General features: G+C 64.6%; 17 protein-coding genes and 1 tRNA gene. 8 read left to right on the plus strand and 10 right to left on the minus strand.

Annotated elements, in window-relative coordinates:
• Positions 1 to 12: 12 nt before the first annotated feature.
• Positions 13 to 648, minus strand: coding sequence for a DUF1236 domain-containing protein (locus WA950_RS06945; protein WP_424550954.1), 636 nt, complete (start codon positions 646 to 648; stop codon positions 13 to 15).
• Positions 649 to 769: 121 nt separating this feature from the next.
• Complete coding sequence (locus WA950_RS06950) at positions 770 to 1,576, minus strand: phosphodiesterase (protein WP_424550955.1); 807 nt, start codon at positions 1,574 to 1,576, stop codon at positions 770 to 772.
• A gap of 168 nt (positions 1,577 to 1,744) precedes the next feature.
• Here WA950_RS06950 and WA950_RS06955 point away from each other — a divergent pair, with 168 nt between their 5' ends.
• A complete protein-coding gene (locus WA950_RS06955; protein WP_424550956.1) occupies positions 1,745 to 2,779 on the plus strand; it encodes a proline racemase family protein in 1,035 nt (344 codons plus the stop codon).
• A gap of 10 nt (positions 2,780 to 2,789) precedes the next feature.
• On the opposite strand, the gene WA950_RS06960 is transcribed toward WA950_RS06955, so the two are convergent.
• A complete protein-coding gene (locus tag WA950_RS06960; protein WP_424550957.1) occupies positions 2,790 to 3,815 on the minus strand; it encodes a tetratricopeptide repeat protein in 1,026 nt (341 codons plus the stop codon).
• 191 nt (positions 3,816 to 4,006) lie between these two features.
• On the opposite strand from WA950_RS06960, the gene WA950_RS06965 reads away from it, so the two are divergent.
• Positions 4,007 to 4,639, plus strand: a complete 633-nt coding sequence (locus WA950_RS06965; RefSeq protein WP_424550958.1) for a FecR family protein — start codon at positions 4,007 to 4,009, stop codon at positions 4,637 to 4,639.
• Here the strand turns inward: WA950_RS06965 and WA950_RS06970 are convergent.
• The 3 genes from WA950_RS06970 to WA950_RS06980 all read right to left on the minus strand — a co-directional run bounded on the left by WA950_RS06970 (position 4,636) and on the right by WA950_RS06980 (position 7,509).
• A complete protein-coding gene (locus WA950_RS06970) occupies positions 4,636 to 6,477 on the minus strand; it encodes a CHASE2 domain-containing protein (protein WP_424551002.1) in 1,842 nt (613 codons plus the stop codon). The genes WA950_RS06965 and WA950_RS06970 overlap by 4 nt on opposite strands.
• Positions 6,478 to 6,516: 39 nt before the next feature.
• The gene (locus WA950_RS06975) at positions 6,517 to 7,221 is read right to left on the minus strand and encodes a Crp/Fnr family transcriptional regulator (RefSeq protein ID WP_424550959.1); all 705 of its coding nucleotides are present in this window, start codon (positions 7,219 to 7,221) and stop codon (positions 6,517 to 6,519) included.
• A gap of 99 nt (positions 7,222 to 7,320) precedes the next feature.
• Positions 7,321 to 7,509 (minus strand): hypothetical protein, encoded by a 189-nt coding sequence (locus tag WA950_RS06980; protein ID WP_424550960.1) that lies wholly within the window; start codon positions 7,507 to 7,509, stop codon positions 7,321 to 7,323.
• Between the two features lie 189 nt (positions 7,510 to 7,698).
• On the opposite strand from WA950_RS06980, the gene WA950_RS06985 reads away from it, so the two are divergent.
• The 4 genes from WA950_RS06985 to WA950_RS07000 all read left to right on the plus strand — a co-directional run bounded on the left by WA950_RS06985 (position 7,699) and on the right by WA950_RS07000 (position 11,102).
• On the plus strand, positions 7,699 to 8,127 hold the full coding sequence (locus tag WA950_RS06985) for a DoxX family protein (protein ID WP_424550961.1): 429 nt from the start codon (positions 7,699 to 7,701) through the stop codon (positions 8,125 to 8,127).
• 149 nt (positions 8,128 to 8,276) lie between these two features.
• Complete coding sequence (locus tag WA950_RS06990) at positions 8,277 to 8,975, plus strand: orotate phosphoribosyltransferase (protein ID WP_424550962.1); 699 nt, start codon at positions 8,277 to 8,279, stop codon at positions 8,973 to 8,975.
• Between the two features lie 63 nt (positions 8,976 to 9,038).
• Entirely contained in the window at positions 9,039 to 9,968 is a 930-nt protein-coding gene (locus tag WA950_RS06995) for a carbohydrate kinase family protein (RefSeq protein WP_424550963.1), read from the plus strand.
• 48 nt (positions 9,969 to 10,016) lie between these two features.
• A complete protein-coding gene (locus tag WA950_RS07000; protein ID WP_424550964.1) occupies positions 10,017 to 11,102 on the plus strand; it encodes a glycosyltransferase family 4 protein in 1,086 nt (361 codons plus the stop codon).
• 105 nt (positions 11,103 to 11,207) lie between these two features.
• Here the strand turns inward: WA950_RS07000 and pgi are convergent, their stop codons facing one another.
• Together pgi and WA950_RS07010 are read right to left on the minus strand one after the other, a co-directional pair.
• Positions 11,208 to 12,833 carry a glucose-6-phosphate isomerase gene (pgi, locus tag WA950_RS07005; protein ID WP_424550965.1) on the minus strand — a complete coding sequence of 542 codons (1,626 nt, stop codon included), beginning with the start codon at positions 12,831 to 12,833 and terminating at the stop codon, positions 11,208 to 11,210.
• 116 nt (positions 12,834 to 12,949) lie between these two features.
• Positions 12,950 to 14,650: a long-chain fatty acid--CoA ligase gene (locus WA950_RS07010; protein ID WP_424550966.1), complete on the minus strand. Its 1,701-nt coding sequence runs from the start codon at positions 14,648 to 14,650 to the stop codon at positions 12,950 to 12,952.
• Between the two features lie 305 nt (positions 14,651 to 14,955).
• Here WA950_RS07010 and WA950_RS07015 point away from each other — a divergent pair, with 305 nt between their 5' ends.
• Positions 14,956 to 16,146, plus strand: coding sequence for an AI-2E family transporter (locus WA950_RS07015; protein ID WP_424550967.1), 1,191 nt, complete (start codon positions 14,956 to 14,958; stop codon positions 16,144 to 16,146).
• A 58-nt stretch (positions 16,147 to 16,204) separates the two neighbouring features.
• Positions 16,205 to 16,723 carry a hypothetical protein gene (locus tag WA950_RS07020; protein WP_424550968.1) on the plus strand — a complete coding sequence of 173 codons (519 nt, stop codon included), beginning with the start codon at positions 16,205 to 16,207 and terminating at the stop codon, positions 16,721 to 16,723.
• A 51-nt stretch (positions 16,724 to 16,774) separates the two neighbouring features.
• Here WA950_RS07020 and WA950_RS07025 read toward each other — a convergent pair.
• Together WA950_RS07025 and WA950_RS07030 are read right to left on the minus strand one after the other, a co-directional pair.
• Positions 16,775 to 16,850, minus strand: a tRNA-Thr gene (locus WA950_RS07025).
• Positions 16,851 to 16,974: 124 nt separating this feature from the next.
• Positions 16,975 to 17,937, minus strand: a complete 963-nt coding sequence (locus WA950_RS07030; RefSeq protein ID WP_424550969.1) for an NAD(P)H-dependent flavin oxidoreductase — start codon at positions 17,935 to 17,937, stop codon at positions 16,975 to 16,977.
• Between the last annotated feature and the right edge of the window lie 317 nt (positions 17,938 to 18,254).

Here is an 18,254-nt window from a genome sequence, read left to right on the forward strand (position 1 = left end):
GACACTGAAGCGTTAGCGGACCCAGATCACTTCGCGGCTGGAGCGGTCGACGAGAACCGGCCGCTGATCGACATAGATATAGCCGTAGGCCGGACTTTCCGGCACCTCGACGATCTGCACGCTCTGCGGAATGACCATGCCGGCCTCCACCGGCCCTTCCAGGATCACCGGATCCAGCGGATGGCGCTCGACATAGGTGATCGTCGTTTCCGGGATGTCGCCGGGAATGCTGGCCGTGGTCTCGATTTCCGGCGCATAGATCACCTGGCGGCTATCCGTGCGCACGATGACCGGACGGTTCTCGACATAGACATAGCCAAGATCCGGATGTTCGGGGATCGGCGTCAGCATCACGGTGTCGTCGAAACGCGTGTCGGCGGTCACCTGGCCTTCCAGGATGACCGGCGGCGTCGGGTTTTCCATCACATAGATGCGGGCGTCTTCCGGAACGGCCGCCTCCGCGCCGACGGCAAAGCCGGCTACGCCGCCGACGATGGCGCCGACCGGGCCGCCGACGACGGCACCGGCTGCAGCCCCTGCTGCGCCGCCTGCCGCACCGCCGAGCACTTCCTTGTCGCGGTCGTCCGCATGGGCGACGGTGACGCCTATGAGTGCGAGGGCCGCACCTGCCATGAGTATCTTATGCATGTTCTTCTCCTTCGAAAGTCGGTTTCCCAACCCTTCGAGGAGACAACGGGAGAGGCCCGGCCCGGTTCCCGCGGAACGCAAGCCCGGCATCACGATGTGTAACGCGCGTTAACCCGCCTGCTCAGGCGATTTCCGAATCGCGCCGGGCGATTTCGTAGTCCTCATTGTGCACCTGCAGGCCCTCTTCGGTGACCATGACGATGCCGTAGGCGGCGGGCTCGTCCACCGAAAGTGAGGCATTCGGTGTGTCGAAGGGCATGGGTTGCTGATGCACCGGGCTCTTGAGGATCGAGAAGGGAATGCCGCGATGCGAGCCGCCGATCGTGCGGTGCACGTGGCCGGCGAAGATGTGGCGGACATTGCCGTGTTTGAGCACGAGTTCGTAGAACGCATCCTCGTTGCCGAGCCGGATCGCGTCCATGCCGGTAAAGCCCGTCTTGTGCGGCGGGTGATGCATGAAGAGAAGGACCGGCAGGCCGTTCGCCGTCGCCAGTGCCCGGTCGAGCCAGGCGAGGCGCTTTTCGCAGAGGTAGCCGGCATGGCTCATCGGATAGTCATAGGGCGGGGCGAACAGCGTATCGAGCAGCACGGCGCGGCAATCGGCAAAGTCGATCACCTGCTGGATGAAGCCGTTCTCGTCCGGCGGCACATGGGAAAAGCTCTCCAGAAAGCGGTCGCGGTGGTCGTGGTTGCCGATGGTGATGGCGGCCGGCGGCACGAGGAGGGACAGAAGATGACGCAGGCGCTCATAGGACGGCGTGTCGGCGCGATGCGTCAGGTCGCCGGTGAAGATGACCCGGTCTGCATCCGCATGGTGGCGGTTGACGTGCTCGATACCGGCCAGCAGCCGCTGGTAGGGATCGAGGCCGATGATCGTCGTGCCCTCGGGCACCATGTGCAAATCGGTGAAGACAATGAATTTGGTCATGGAAATATCTCTTGGCATGAGGAAAACGCGGCGGGCGGGGGGACAGCTTTGCAACCATGTTCGTAGCGCGCAAACCTGTCGCATGAAAAGCTGTTGGAACTCATGACGATCTGATATATCAGGAAGCAAAGTGCGGCCGGAAGACCGGCCAGAGCGGAGCATATCGACATGAGATGGAAGCGCACGATCCAGTTGCTGGACGTTCATTGCGAAGGCGAAATCGGCAAGGTGGCGATCGGCGGCGTGCCGAAGATCCCAGGCAATACGATTGCCGAACAGCTCAACCACATCAATACTGTCGATGACAGCCTGCGTCGATTCCTGTGCCTGGAGCCGCGCGCGGCCGCGACCGGCTCGGTCAACCTTCTGCTGCCGGCCAAGCGCCCGGAAGCCGATGCCGGCTTCATCATCCTGCAGGCCGACCAGGCGCATGCCTCCTCCGGCTCCAACTCGATCTGCGTCACCACGGCGCTGCTCGAATCGGGAATCGTCGAGATGAAGGAGCCGGAAACCGTCGTCGTGCTCGATACGGCGGCCGGTCTCGTCCGGGCGACGGCGACCTGCCGCGACGGGCGCTGCGAGAAGGTGAAGCTCACCATGGTGCCCTCCTTCGTGCAGGAGCTGGACGTGGAAATCGACACGCCGCACTGGGGCCGCGTGCGCTTCGATATCTCCTATGGCGGTATTTTCTATGCGCTGGTCGATGTCGACCAGATCGGCACCAAGATCGAAAAGGGCAATGCCCGCGCACTCGTCGATGCCGGCATGGCGCTGAAGGATCTCATCAACAAGTCGATGACGGTCGTGCATCCGGAAATTCCGGAAATCAGCGGCGTCGCCTATGTGATGTTCCGCGACCGCGATCCCGATGGCCTCGTGCGCACCGCCACCACCATGTGGCCGGGCCGCGTCGACCGCTCGCCCTGCGGCACCGGCAATTCGGCCAACCTTGCGACATTGCATGCCCGCGGCCTTGCCAAGGTGGGCGATACGTTCCGCTCGCGCTCGATAATCGGGTCCGAGTTCGAGGTCGGGCTGGAGGCCGAGACCGTCGTTGCCGGCCGCCCGGCGATCATTCCCACCATTACCGGCCGCGGCTGGACCTTCGGCCTGCACCAGATCGCGCTCGACCCGACCGATCCGCTGGCGAACGGTTTCGCCATGACGGACACCTGGGGTCCGCAGGCCGGCGAGATCGTCTGATCCCGCCTGACTATTGCCGGGCGTAGTGCTTCTCGATGGCGCCGAGGGTGATCGGATCGATCTCCGCATTTTCAGCGTCGTCGATCAGGTCGCGCCTGGCCAGCACCTGCTTGATGGCAAGGCGGGCATCGGCGGAAAGCTGTTCCGGCTGGTCGCGCAGGATCACTTCGAGGTCCACGTCGCGCATCTCGAAGGCGGCGACGAGACTGTTCACCGCCTGCTCGATATTCTTGACGATGCCGGTGCCGCTCTGCTGCATCAGGCCGAGTTTCAGCTTGCCGTAGCTGTCGCCTCGCTCGGCCGCCTGGCCGAAATAGCGGGCGGCGGCGGGCAGGTCCTGCGAAATGCCTTCGCCCGCTTCCAGCATGAGGCCGAGATTGATCATGGCATCGACGTTGCCACCCTCGGCGGCAAGCCGGTAGAACGCCGCCGCCCGTGCATTGTCTTCCGCAACGAGGCTGCCGTCGTCGAACAGGACGCCGAGATTGAAAGCCGCCGTCTCGCCGCCGCCTGCGGCCGCCTTGTCGAACCAGCGGACGGCCTGCCCGCCATCAATCTTCGTGCCGATGCCGTCGCGATAGGCGACGGCGAGATTGTAGGCACCGAGCAGGTCGCCGCGTTCAGCCGCCTTGCTGTAGTGGTCGAATTCGCCGACCGGATCGCCGCGCTTGCCGAGCATGCCGCCATAATTGATCATCGCCACCGTGTGGCCGAGGCTGGCCGCCTGCGCATAGAGCTTCATGGCCTCGAGGTCCTGCCCCGCGCGTTCCAGCGCGCGGCCAAGCTGGAAGGCCATGCGCGCGCTGCCGCCGGCATTGTAGGCCTCGCGGCAGGCGGAGAGCGCCGGGCCGATCTTGATGTCCTCCAGCGCCACCGGCGCGAGGGCAGTGTTGCGCGTCCGGTCATGGCGGCTTCCGGCGCTCGCGTCGCACTGGTTTTCGATGGAGCGAGTGCCGGCGTGAGCTGCGCCGGAAAGAAGGGCCGCGAAGAAAAGGGCGCGGCCGAGCGTCTTCATGCATATGGATCGCGTGATCATTTCCGGTTCCCTTCGTTGCATGGCCACACCCTAGGCGATGGGAAAAAGCCAGCAGTTTCCACGGGAACAGAGCGCAATTAACCAGGGCGGCATAAGGGATGTATGCAAGATAGCGCCCCGATTGACGCGGCGGCCCCTATCGGTTCAATTCCTCCCGGCGGGCGATCCCGCGCGAAAGGTATGTGATGCAGATGTTCAACCCTCCTGGTCCGGTTTCCATCAGCCGCAGGTTCTTTCTTGCGGGCGGTGCGCTCGCGCTTACGGGGATCGGCATCCGCGCGACGCAGGCCAATTCGATCATCGGCAAGGCGGTGGAGATCACCGGCGACGTCACCCGCAAGCAGGCGGATCGTCTGGAGGGCCTGAAGGCAGGCGCCAGCCTGATGGACCATGACTTCGTTGCGACCGGCAAGGAGAGCTTTGCCGAGCTTGCGTTGGGCGAGGATACCAGCCTGCTTCTCGGCAGCGAGACGGAGCTCCTGATCGACACCTTCATTGCCGGGCAGGGCGGAACGATCGAGCTGGGCACCGGCCAGATGGTGTTCGACCGGCCGGAGGGCCTTGCCAAGATCGACCTTACCATGCGCACCGCCTTCGGCATGATCGGCGTGCGCGGCACGAAATTCTTCGCCGGCCCCAGCCGCGGCGTCTTCGGGGTCTTTGTCGAGCACGGGCTGGTCGAGGTTACCGGTGGCGGCGTGACGCGGCAGGTCGGCCGCGGGCAGGGCGTCGATATCGCAGCGCCCGGCGCGGCGCCCAGCGAGGTCGCCCGGTGGGGCGAGGCCCGCATCCGCGAGGCCTATGCCAGCGCCGGCATCCGCTAGTCCAGGGTGAAAAGCTCCATCGTGCCGAAGCCGCGGATGTCGTGGCTGCCGATGGGACGCAGCCGCCGGCTCGTCTCGCCGCCCGCCCGCGGGCCGATGCAGATCTGCGTGCCCAGGAACTTGTTGGCATCCTGAAGCCGCGCCGCAAGATTCACCGCATCGCCATGGGCCGTATAGTCGAGCTTGCCGCCGGCACCCACTTCCCCCAGCACCGCCATGCCCGTCTCGATGCCGATGCGGGTGCGCCCGAATTCCTTCTCGAAGAAGGCCGGTCGACGGCGCATTTCCTCGGTCAGCGTGCGGATTTCGTCCGCGCAGGCAAGGGCCTTGTCCACATGGCGGTCGAGGTCGTCCGGCGCATTGAAGAGCGCGTGCACGGCATCGCCCACCACCTTGTCCACCATGCCGCCATGGCGGGCGACGAGGGCGTTCACCTCGGAAAAGTAGATATCGAGCAGCTTGACGAGGTCATGTGGGCCGATCTTCTGGGCAAGGGAGGAAAAGCCCTCGATATCGGTGAAGAGGGCAGTCACCTGCCGCTCCTCGCCGGCGACGCGGCCGAGGTCCGGATTGTCGATGTAGCGCGAGACGACGGATTGCGGCAGGTATTGCGCAAAGCGCAGCCGCGCCGTCGCCTCCGAGCGGCGCACGTGGCCATATTGCAGCAGGCCGGTGACGAGCGCCGCCATTGCCACGACGAGGCAAATGCCGACCGCATCGGAGAGCAGCGCCGTGCGGGCATAGAGAAGCACGGATGCCCCGAAGACGAGCCCCATGAGGCCGATGCCGGCCATCGCGGCCCCGAGCGGGCGCAGGCGCGCTGCGGCAAAGGCCGCCGCCGCCCCGGCAATGAAGGCAAAGCCGGCCTCGTAGGGCAGAAGGCCGAGGTCGCGCGTCGGGATGTGATCGGTCAGGATCGCGTTCGCCATGTCCGCATGGATCTGCACGGAGGGTTCGAGCGGCATGGAGGCGCTGGTGCGCAAGCCGCCGAGATTGGGCAGGCTGCTGCCGATCAGCACGACCTTGCCGGCGATCCTGTCGGCCGGCACCTGTCCTGCCACGATATCCGCTGCGGAGAAGGTGCGCGCGCCAATCGTTTCGGCACTGCTCGCCACGAAGCGCAGGCTCCCGTCCTCGTCGAGCCGCAGGATGCGTGAATCGTGGCGCAGCCAGGTGGGGGTGCCGCCCAGCACCGGCGTGCGCGCACCGGCCGCCAGCCGCGCCGCCTCGACGCCGAGCGCCGGATAGGCGGAATTGCCGATGATCGCATAGGCCTGCACACGGCGCACGACGGCATCCTCGTCGCCGACGAGGAAGGCGGCAGCGGCGGCCGCGGACCTGTCCTGCAGGAAGGCGCAGGAGCTTTCCGTGCCCTCGATGAACCAGAGATCCGGCACGACGACCGGCCGTTGCAAGGCGAGCTTGGGCACGGGGCGCGGCGCATTGTCCAGCGTCTCGCCGATGAGGAAGCCGAGGACGGTCGGCACCTTTCCGATGGCGCTGGCGAGCGCCGCATTGGCGGGCTCCTCCGCCGCGCAGTCGGTGCTGAAGATGAAATCGAAGGCGACAGCGGCCGGCTTTGCCGCGGCAAGCCGCTCGATCAACTCTGCCGTCTGGGCGCGGGTCCATGCCTTGTTCGCGGCGTTCTGGAAGGCCTTGCGGTCGATATCGACGACGACGACCCGGTCGCTCTGGGCAACCGGAACCGCCTGCGTCAGGGCGTCGAAATAGTATTCGCGCTGCGGCTCCAGCGCCGTCTCGCCAAGGGCGAACAGCAGCAGTGCGCCCGCGAGGCTTGCGAGGAGGCCGGCGGCGAGGGGGCGAAATTTCTTGGCAATCATGAGCGGCCGTTCCCGTCGAGCGTCGGCCGGTTGGTCCTAGTCGTCATCTGGTTCGGCGATCTTATAGAGCCGGCCGATATGGCAATGGATGATGCCGTCCTTGCGGCGGATGGCGCCGGCCTCTTCCAGCGCCAGGATCGAGCGGTTGATCTTCGGCCGGCTCGCGCCGAGGATGCTGGCGATTTCGGTCTGGCTCAGCGCCAGCTGGAGATTGGCGCTGTCCGGCAATTCCTCGCCATGGATGGTGCGCAGCGTCGCCAGGAAGAAACGCGCGACGCGGGCGTCGAGATCGTAGAGCGCGATGGTTTCGAGCTGCTCCGTCGTCTCGCGCAGCTTGGTGCACAGATAGTGGATGATCGCCTGCGCGGCCGTCGGGTTGCGGGTGACCAGTTCGAGGAAGTCGCGCTTGGCGATGACGTAGCCCTCGGTCGCCACGGCGGCGGTGGCGTCCGCCGAGCGCGGCTGGCCGTCCAGGATCGCCATTTCACCGAGCACGGAACCCGGTTCCAGCTGGCGCAGCGACAATTCCTTGCCTTGAGGCGTGATCAGGGAAAGCTTGATGCGGCCGGAAACGAGCACGATGAGATAGGTGCCTTCGTCGCCGCGCTGAAAGATCACCGTGCCGGCCGGCCATTTGCGATGGGTCGCGATTGCCGTGATTTCGCCAATCGTTTCCTTGCTGAATCCCTCGAAAATCGGAAAGGAACGCCAGAACGCAGCGCTCTTGTTGATCTCGTTCATATCCGGTTTCCCCCGGCCGCCGCTACAGGGGGCCGCTCGGCGGAAATCTTCGCCCAGCCGCCGGGCGCTTGCAACAGAAAAGAACGGAGCGTTCCTTGCCTACCGGCAGATGCGCACGCGCTTGGTGACTGCGCGGCCGTCGGCGTCGGTGGTGCGGATGCGCTTGGTGATGCAGTTCTGCTGGTAGTGCCCGTAGTAGCCGTCGCCATAGGCGGTGCCGGCATGACCGATGGAGGTGGCAGTGAGGGAGGCGGCGGCAAAAGCGAGGGCGATGAGGGTGCGGCGCATGATGTCTCCGGCAGGAAGGCAGGTGGGATAGGCCCTTGTCGCATCGCTGTTGCCATTGCGCTGTATCGCCGGGAACAGGCGATCGTTCACAAAAAGAGAACGATCTGTCATCTGGTTGCCCGTCTAGTTTGACGCTGGGAAAGTGGTATTTCTTTACCAACGCAATCACCGAAGCCTCAGGAGCTTTCCATGCAGCAGAATGCCGTCGTCCTCGTCGGACGTATCCTCCTCGCCCTCATGTTCATCACGTCCGGTTATCCGAAGCTGATCGATCCCTCCGGCACCGCCGGCATGATCGCCGGTGCCGGCCTGCCGGCGGCAACCGCGCTCGCCTACCTTGCCGGTATCTTCGAAGTCGTCGCCGGCCTCTTCATCCTCGTCGGCTTCCAGACGCGCATCGCAGCCTACCTTCTGGCCGCCTTCAGCGTGTTCACGGCCCTCGTGTTCCACAGCGGCCCGATCAACGTTCCGGACTTTCCGGAAGGCGCCAACGGCCTGCTGACCATGTTCAACGGCCTGATGATGTGGAAGAACATCACGATTGCCGGTGGCTTCCTCGTCCTCGCCGCCTTCGGCCCGGGCTCCTTCTCGATCGACGCCCGCCGTTCGGCCGTCTGAGCGACACCACACTCTGATCCTCCCGAAACCCTTCCCGCCCCTGCGGGGAGGGTTTTTCGTTGTCCGGCCTCTGGAAAACCGCGCAGCCGCTGGAAAGCGGCTCCTCTTGCTGCTATGCGCACCGGCAGACAGTCACGCGGGAGATGCCGATGTTTTCCAATTCCTTTCCGGACAAAGATGTGATGGCGGAGCTGATGGCCCGCATGCTGTGGGAGATCAAGGCGGTGCATTTCCGCCCTGAAGAGCCCTACAAGCTCGCCTCCGGTATGGCCTCTCCGGTCTATATGGATTGCCGCAAGCTGCTCTCCTATCCGCGCATCCGCTCGGCGATCATGGATTTTGCCGCCGCGACCATCACCCGCAACGCCGGCTTCGAGCGCTTCGACGTGATCGCCGGCGGCGAGACGGCGGGCATTCCCTTCGCCGCGCTTCTGGCCGACCGCCTCGGCCTGCCGATGATCTATGTGCGCAAGAAGCCGAAGGGCCATGGCCGCAATGCGCAGATCGAAGGCGTCATGACGGAGGGCGCCCGCGTGCTCGTCATCGAGGATCTCGTGACCGTCGGCGGTTCCATGTTCACCTTCATCGACGCCATCCGCGCGGCCGGCGGCGTCGTCGATCATGGCATGTCGCTGTTCTACTACGGCATCTTCAAGGAAGCCGAAGCGCGCTATGCCAATGGCGGCGTGAAGCTGCACCACATCGCCACCTGGCGCGACGTGCTTGCCGTCGCGCGGGCGGAGAAGCTGTTCGACGACGCGACGCTCGCCTCTGTCGAATCCTTCTTCGATGCGCCGCTCGTCTGGTCGGCTGCCCATGGCGGCGTCTCCGAGCTGCCGACCGCGTAAAAGCCTCTGGCGCTTTTTGTTGTGATCGTTTAAATCGATTGAAAATCGATTGGAGGACTGGTGATGATCCTGTGTTGTGGTGAAGCGCTGATCGACATGCTGCCGCGGACGACGACGCTCGGCGAGGATGCCTATGCGCCCTATGCCGGCGGGGCGATCTTCAACACGGCGATCGCGCTCGGCCGCCTCGGCGTTCCGACGGGCTTCTTCACCGGTCTTTCCGACGACATGATGGGCGACATCCTGCGCAAGACGCTCGGTGAAAGCGGCGTCGACTACAGCTATTGCGCAACCCTCTCGCGCCCCACCACCGTCGCCTTCGTCAAGCTCGTCGATGGCCATGCGACCTATGCCTTCTATGACGAGGGCACCGCCGGCCGCATGATCACCGAAGCCGAGCTTCCGGTGCTGGGCGACGCATGCGAGGCGCTGCATTTCGGCGCGATCAGCCTCATACCGGAACCCTGCGGCTCCACCTACGAGGCGCTGCTTGCGCGCGAGCACGACAAGCGCGTCATCTCGCTCGACCCGAACATCCGCCCCGGTTTCATCAAGGACAAGGATGCGCATATGGCCCGCATCCGCCGCATGGCGGCCATGGCCGATATCGTAAAATTCTCCGACGAGGATCTAGCCTGGTTCGGCCTCGAGGGCGATGAAGATACGCTGGCCCGTTACTGGCTGCATCATGGCGCAAAGCTCGTCGTCGTGACGCGCGGCGCGGAAGGCGCGGTTGGCTATACGGCGAGCCACAAGGTCACGGTGCCGAGCGAACGCGTCAGCGTGGTCGATACGGTCGGTGCGGGCGATACGTTCGATGCGGGCGTGCTCGCCTCCCTGAAAATGCAGAACCTGCTCACCAAGCAGCAGGTGGGCAGGCTTTCCGAAGACCAGATCGCCAAGGTTCTGGCGCTCGGCGCCAAGGCCGCCGCCGTTACGGTCTCCCGTGCCGGTGCCAACCCGCCATGGGCGAAGGAAATCGGGCTCGCCTGATCCCGGGCGCCTTCATTCGCCTGTCATCGCCGCATGGTCAAAGAGGCCATGCTCGATCATCCTGTTCCAGATTCGCTGTCGCCCGCCCGACCCGAAGACCGGGCGCCCACCATTCTTGTCGTCACGGACGCCTGGCGCCCCCAGCTGAACGGCGTGGTGCACACGCTGGAGGAGCTGGCCCGCTCGATGGCCGAGGAGGGCGTCGATGTCGTCTTCCTGACGCCGGAAAAATTCACGACGATCCCGCTGCCGTCCTATCCGGAAATCCGCCTTGCCATTGCATCGAGCCGGCAGGTTCTGGCAGAAATCGAGGCCGTGGCGCCTGACTACATCCATATATCGACGGAAGGGCCGCTTGGCATGGCGGCGCGCCGGGCCTGCCTGAAACGCCGGCTGCCTTTCACCACGGCCTATCACACGCGCTTTCCCGAATTCATCAGCGCGCGTCTGCCCATTCCGGAGAGCTGGAGCTACTGGTGGCTGCGCCGTTTCCACAATGCCGGCGAGGGCATGATGGTGGCGACCAGATCGCTCGGCGCAGAAATGGCGGCGCGCGGCTTCGTGCGCATCAAGCGCTGGTCGCGGGGCGTCGATACGAAACTGTTCGATCCGGCAAGGCGCCGTGATCTCGGTCTTCCCCGGCCGGTCTTTCTCAATGTCGGACGGGTGGCGGTGGAAAAGAACCTTCCCGCCTTCCTGGGGCTGGACCTGCCCGGCAGCAAGGTCGTCGTCGGCGACGGGCCGGATCTTGCCGCGCTGCGCCAGCGCTATCCCGACGTGCACTTCCTCGGCCGCAAGACGGGCGAAGAGCTCGCGGCGATCTACGCCTCGGCCGACGTCTTCGTCTTCCCGAGCCGCACGGATACGTTCGGCAATGTCATGCTGGAGGCTTTGGCCAGTGGCGTTCCGGTGGCCGCCTTCCCGGTGACGGCCCCGCGCGATGTTCTGGGCGAGGGCGGGGCGCTGTCGGAAGACCTGAAGGCGGCCGCCCTTGCCGCACTCGATATCCAGAAGGACGTCGCCCGCGGCCGGGCCATGACCTATAGCTGGCGCGCCTGCGCCCGCGAGTTTCTCGGCAATCTTGCCCGCGTGCCGCGCGGTGCATTCGCGGCACGCCGTCTCAGCCTGCGCTGAGGCTAGAGCATTTCCAGCCGAAACGGCATCGCTTCGGCGTCGGACAATGCGGCAAAAACAAAACCCTGGAGCATTTGCGGTGATCCGGTTTTCACCGGAATTGCTCTAGTTTGCGGCCTTCAGCAACGCGGCGACAAGTCCGGCCGTCGACGAATCGTGGCCGTCGGCGCTTTCCCTGCCCTCGACGACCGGCAGCAGACCCGTCGCCAGTTCCTTGCCGAGTTCGACGCCCCACTGGTCGAAGGAGTTGATGTTGAACAGAACCCCTTCCACGAAGACGCGGTGTTCGTAGAGCGCGATAAGCCGGCCGAGCGCGAAGGGCGTCAGGCTGTCATAGACCATGGTGATCGACGGGCGATTGCCGGAAAAGACCCGGTGCGGCGCAATCTTGTCCGCCTTCACCCCGTCCATGCCCTTGGCGGTCAGCTGGGCTCTGGCTTCCGCCAGCGTGCGGCCCTTCATCAAGGCTTCCGACTGCGCCAGGCAATTGGCGATGAGCAACTGGTGCTGGTGGCGCAGGTTCTTTTCGTGGCCGTTCGCCGCGATCATGAATTCGGCCGGAATGACCGTCGTGCCCTGGTGGATGAGCTGGTAGAACGCGTGCTGGCCGTTGGTGCCGGGCTCGCCCCAGACGACCGGGCCGGTCTCGCCCTCGACCGGCGTCGAATCCATGGTCACGGACTTGCCGTTCGATTCCATATCGAGCTGCTGGAGATAGGCGGGAAAGCGCGACAGGCGCTGGTCATATGGCAGGATGGCGCGCGAGGGATAGCCCAGCACGTTGCGATGGTAATAGCCGATGAGGCCGAGCAGCATCGGGATGTTCTCCCGGACCGGCGCCTCGCGGAAGTGGGTGTCGATCGCGTGGCCGCCGGCGAGGAACTCGGCAAAATCCTGCTTGCCGATGGCGATCATCAGCGGCAGGCCGATGGCCGACCAGATCGAATAGCGCCCGCCGACCCAGTCCCAGAAACCGAAGACGCGGGTTGCGTCGATGCCGAAGGCCGCGACCTTGTCGAGTGCCGTGGAGACTGCGCAGAAATGGCTGCCGACGGCGGCTTCGCCCAGTGCGTCGGCGATGAACTTGCGCGCCGTCGCGGCGTTCGTCATCGTCTCGATGGTCGTGAAGGTCTTCGAGGCGACGATGAAGAGCGTCGTTTCTGCATCGAGCAGCTTCAGCGTATCGGCGATATGTGCGCCGTCGATGTTGGAAACGAAGTGGAGCCGGGGGCCGTCATGGAAGGGCGCGAGCGCCAGCGTCGCCATGACCGGGCCGAGGTCCGAGCCGCCGATGCCGATATTGACGACGTCGGTGATCTTCTTGCCCGTCGCGCCCTTCAGGGCGCCGGTGCGAATGCCATCGGCAAAGACGCCCATGGCGTCGAGCACCGAATTGACATCCGGCATGACATCGTTGCCATCGACGAGAACCGGGGTGTTGGCGCGGTTGCGTAGTGCCGTGTGCAGAACGGCGCGTTCTTCCGTGATGTTGATGATGTCGCCGGCGAACATGGCGTCGCGCTTCTTCTCGACACCCGCTTGCCTGGCGAGCGCTTCCAGCCCGTCGAGCACGGCATCGTTCACCGCGCATTTGGAATAGTCGAAGAGAAAGTCGCCGAGCGTGGCGTTGTAGCGCGAGAACCGCGTGGGGTCGGACGCGAACGCGCCCCTGATGTCTGTGGCGTTGGTATCGCGAACGATGGATTTCAGCTTTTCGACAAGCGCGTTCATCGGCGTCTTCCTTGGCTTTGGACGATGCCGGTTAGCTAGTCGCTTTGGTATGGGCAAATCAAGACCGCAAACACGCCTTGCCCGAAAAAATTAAATCGGTTTAACCGGGGCTGCCGTCAGCCCCGGAGATCCTTGCGCAGAATCTTGCCGACATTGGATTTCGGCAGTTCGTCACGGAATTCGACAAATTTCGGGCGCTTGTAATTGGTCAGGTTGGCCGCGCAGTGCGCCTTCACGTCTGCCGCCGTCAGCGCCGGGTCCTTCTTCACGACGAAGAGCTTGACCGCCTCGCCGGAATGCTCGTCCGGCACCCCGATCGCCGCGCATTCGAGAATGCCCGGATGCGACATCGCCACTTCCTCAACCTCGTTGGGGAAGACGTTGAAGCCGGAGACGAGGATCATGTCCTTCTTGCGGTCGACGATCTTGGTATAGCCCTCGGCCGTCATGAAACCGATGTCGCCGGAGCGGAAGAAGCCGTCCGGCGTCATGACCTTGGCCGTCTCGTCCGGCCGTTGCCAGTAACCGGCCATGACCTGCGGGCCGCGGATGCAGATTTCCCCGACTTCGCCGAGCGCCAGCGTCTTGCCGTCGTCGTCGCGGATCTCGATGTCGGTGGACGGCAGCGGGAGCCCGATGGTGCCGGTGAATTCCGGCCGGTCGAAACGGTTGGCGGTGGCGACGGGTGATGTCTCGGACAGGCCATAGCCTTCGGTGATCGAGCAACCCGTCATCTTCTGCCAGCGCTCGGCGACCGGGCGCTGCACCGCCATGCCGCCGCCAAGGGTCAGCACCAGCTCGGAAAAGTCTAGTTTGGCGAAATCCGGGTTGTTCATCAGCGCGTTGAACAGCGTGTTGAGGCCGGGGAAGATGTGGGTACGATACTTCCCCAGTTCCTTGACGAAGGCCGGGATGTCGCGCGGATTGGCGACCAGCACGTTGTGGCCGCCGAGCGCGATGCCCGCCAACCCGTTCACCGTCAGGGCGAAGATATGGTAGAGCGGCAGGGCGCAGATGAAGGTGAGCTGTTCCGGCCGCTTCTTGATGCGGAAGGTCGGCTCGATCCACAGCTTGATCTGCTCCATGTTGGAGAGCAGGTTCGCATGGGTCAGCGTGGCGCCCTTGGAGACGCCGGTCGTGCCGCCGGTATATTGCAGGAAGGCCGTATCGGCGGGAACGATCGCCACCGGCTTGACGGTGCCGCGCGCGCCCTCGGCCATCACCTGGGTGAAGGGGATGTGCGCCGGCAACGACCAGGCCGGCACGAGCTTCTTGACCTTGCGCACGACGAAATTGACGATCAGGCCCTTGAGGCCGAGCATGTCGCCCATCGTGGCGACGACCACATGCCTGACGGCGGTGCGCGAGATGACCTGCGCCACCGTGCTTGCAAAATTCTCCAGCACGAACAGCGCCTTGGCGCCGGCATCCTTGAGCTGGTGCTCCAGTTCGCGCGGCGTATAGAGCGGATTGACATTCACCACGACGAGGCCGGCGCGCAGGATGCCGAAGATGACCACCGGATTTTGCAGGATGTTCGGCATCATGACCGCGACGCGGTCGCCCTTTTCGAGGCCGCGTGCCTGGAGCCAGGCCGCGACACTGCGCGTGGCCGCGTCGAAATCCTTGAAGGTGAGCGTCTTGCCCATGCTGGTGAAGGCGGGGCGGTCGGCATATTGGACGCAGCTGCTTTCCACCAGCGCCCCGATGGAGGCGTAGCTGAGCGGCGCGATTTCTCCGGCCATGCCTTCCGGGTAGGAGGCGAGCCAGAAACGGCCGGACGGGTCGGTGGACGGGTGTTCTGCTGTGGCCGACATGCATTCCTCCTCGTTGTGCGCGGGCATCTTCCGTCCCGCCGGCACCGAATGGTCCTCCAACCGTCCGATGCGGACAAGATGATGCTTTTGACGTGCGCCATCAAGGGATATCGCTATATTACATTGACGTAAACGTCAATAATGCGAGGCGCCGCAGATCGTCGCTTTTTCGCGAGGCTGCTTTTTTTGGACGCCATCGGCGAGTAAGCGCGCCCTTGCCCAAAAAACCGCGTATATGTTTAACAATCCTCGGATACATCTTATCTGGGCGGTCCGGCCGGGGCGCCGGCCTTAGGAGTTGGACAGTGCTGCATTCGGAACACCGCAGAAGTGAACCACGCCTGCTCGGCGCCGCGCGCCCGAGCGGCGCCGCGCTCTTGTCACCGATCTCGGCGGCGCGCTGGCTTCTGGTGTTGATCGTTCTGGCCGGCATCTATTTCTTCCATGGCTTCCTCGTTCCGGTCCTGGCCGCGCTCGTCATCGCCTTTGCAAGCTGGCCGCTCTATACGCGCCTGCTGGCGCGGCTGAACGGCAATCGTACGCTGGCCGCCACCATTGCCCTCCTTCTGATCCTCGGCTTCATCATCGGGCCGATCATGTTCGCCTCGACCTATGCCTTCCACGAAATTCGGGACTGGATCGGCTGGGCTGTCGAAACCAACAGCACCGGCGCGGCGACGCCGGAATGGATCCGCGCGCTGCCGGTCGTCGGCGGCTGGCTCGACATGCAGTGGACGCGCTTCCTCGATCATCCGGGCGCCATCGGCGAACTGACGCAGATCGTCAGCGGCGCCAATATCGGCAATATCTACCGGGTGGCGCTGGCGGCGGGCGGCATGGCCTTCAATCTCCTGCTCGCCATGCTCTTCATGCTGATCGCGCTTTTCTTCATCTATCGCGACGGCCAGTCCTTCGCCGCCCAGGTGGACCGCCTTGGCGAGCGCATCCTGCCGATGCGCTGGGAGCGCATTTCCCGTATCGTGCCGGCCACGATCAGTTCCACCGTCACCGGCATGACGCTGATCGCCATCGGCGAGGGCATCGTGCTCGGCGTTGCCTACTGGATCGCCGGCGTTCCCTCCGCCGTCACGCTCGGCGTGCTCACCGGCGTCATGGCGCTCTTCCCCGGCGGTGCGCCGCTCTCTTTCACGCTGGTCTCGGTCTATCTCGTCTCCAGCGGCTCGCCCGTCGCCGGCCTCGCTTTGTTCGTCTGGGGCTCGGTGGAGCTCTTCATCGTCGACAAGACGCTGCGTCCCCGCCTTGTCGGCGGCCCGATCAAGCTGCCCTTCCTGCCCACCTTCTTCGGCCTGATCGGCGGCGTGAAGACCATGGGCTTCCTCGGCCTGTTCATCGGCCCCGTGCTGATGGCCCTGCTCGTCGCCATCTGGCGCGAATGGATCCGCGAGATCGACATGACGGAACCGGCTTCACCGGTCCTGCTCGATCCTCATGCGGAGCCATCGGCGCAGGAAGAGCCGGAGCGCAATGTCGGCTGAGGTCCGGCCCTCGACTCACGGCCGCAGATGAGCGAATGTTGCCACCGAGGTGGTGAACATGCGCATCGTCGGGTTGATCGCAGCAGCATCCGTTTTTCTTGCCGCCCTGCCGGTTGCCGCGCAGGATTTCGATGCCAGTGGCCCGAGCGGCCCGCGCACCGGCGGGAACGATACCCAGGTGGAAATCGACCGCCTGAAGGGCATCATCCGCGAACTTGAGCGCGAGATTTCCCGCTTGCGGCAGAGCACGGCTTCATCGGAGGCCACGGCCGGGAACGGCGATCTTGTCGGGGCCTGGCTCGGCAGCGTCGCCTGCGGCCGTCGCCAGTTCTCGATCACCTTCTCGGTCAGCGAGCAATTCGGCAGAGTGGGCAAGGGCAAGTGGGACTACAGCGGCGCCGCGACGGGGACCGATGAGGCGCAGATAAGTCCTGCGCCGACGGACGAATCACCCGCCACCTACATGATCGTCACCGCCAGACCCGACACCTTCGACTACGTCGTCAAACTGGACGCGAACACGATCTCTGGCAAATCGACGCGCCAGAACTGCAAGATACTGCTGGAGCGCGGTTAGGCTCATGCAGGATGAATGCATTGGCCGGACGAATTTGTCTTTGGAAGAAAGTGGTGCCGCTTAGGTGACTCGAACACCTGACCCCGTCATTACGAATGACGTGCTCTACCGACTGAGCTAAAGCGGCTTTCGCGAGTCCCGAAGCGTGTCGGGACCGGAATGGGTGCGCTGATAACCGCAATGGACGGAGATTTCAAGCGCGTTGTTTCAACTTCCGCATTTTTCCCGTGCGGAAGAGCCTCATGCCCTGTTCAGGTGGCGGTGATGCGGGCCTTGGCGGCAATATATTCCCGCTCCATCCGGCTGACGAGATCCTCGACGGGGCCGATGGCCTTGACCGCGCCGATACCCTGGCCGCAGCCCCAGATGTCCTTCCAGGCTTTTGCGCCGGTGGTGGCCGCCTCGAAATCCATCTTTGACGGATCGGCTTCGGGCAGCTGATCGGGATCCATGCCGGCGCTCGCGATAGAGGGCTTCAGGTAGTTGCCGTGGATGCCGGTGAAATAGTTGGAATAGACGATGTCGGCGGCGGCGCTGTCGACGATCATCTGCTTGTAGTCATCGCTCGCGCGCGCCTCGCTGGTCGCGATGAAGGGGGAGCCGATATAGGCCATGTCGGCCCCCATGGCTTCCGCTGCAAGGATCGCCCCGCCGGTGGCGATCGCGCCGGAAAGCAGAAGCGGCCCGTCGAACCACTCGCGGATTTCCTGCACCAGCGCGAAGGGCGAGAGCGTGCCGGCATGGCCGCCCGCGCCGGCGGCGACGGCGATCAGGCCGTCGGCGCCCTTGCGGATCGCTGAGCTGGCGTGGCGGTTGTTGATGACGTCGTGCAGCACGATGCCGCCATAGGAGTGGATTGCGGCATTGACCTCCGGCACGGCGCCGAGCGAGGAGATCACCACCGGCACCTTGTACTTCACGCACATCATCAGGTCGTGCTCGAGCCGCTTGTTGGAGCGGTGGACGATCTGGTTGACGGCAAAGGGCGCGGCAGGGCGGTCGGGGTTCTTCGCGTCGTGCGCGGCAAGGCCTTCCGTGATTTCCGCCAGCCATTCGTCGAGCTGGGATTCCGGGCGCGCATTCAGGGCCGGGAAGGCGCCTAGCACACCGGCCTTGCACTGTGCGAGGGTCAATGCGGGATGCGAGATGATGAAGAGCGGTGCGCCGACGACGGGCAGGCGCAACTTGTCCTTGAGAATCGCGGGCAGGGCCATGACGGAAGTCCAGTCTTAATTTTGACGTTTACGAAAACGTCAAAACCATAGCAGCGAGTGATCCCTCTGAAAAGGGGTGCCGGGATGCAGGAATTCGCAGGGTTGTGGCGGGTGTGTCGGGCAGACGCATCCGGATGCTGGGCGCGAGGGGCCGGCGCTGGCGCCTGGTCGCGCCGGGCCGAAAATCCGGCCGGGAAATCGGGCTTCGCTCCCTGCTGGTCAGGGAGCGCCACGCCCTCCGGGAGGACCGAAGTGCGTGGCCTGGAGCCCCGCCGCAGGGCTTATCCCCCGAGAAGCACGACACTTTCGGCCACAAG

Source organism: Shinella sp. (assembly GCF_049651085.1).
Classification (GTDB): Bacteria; Pseudomonadota; Alphaproteobacteria; order Rhizobiales; family Rhizobiaceae; genus Shinella.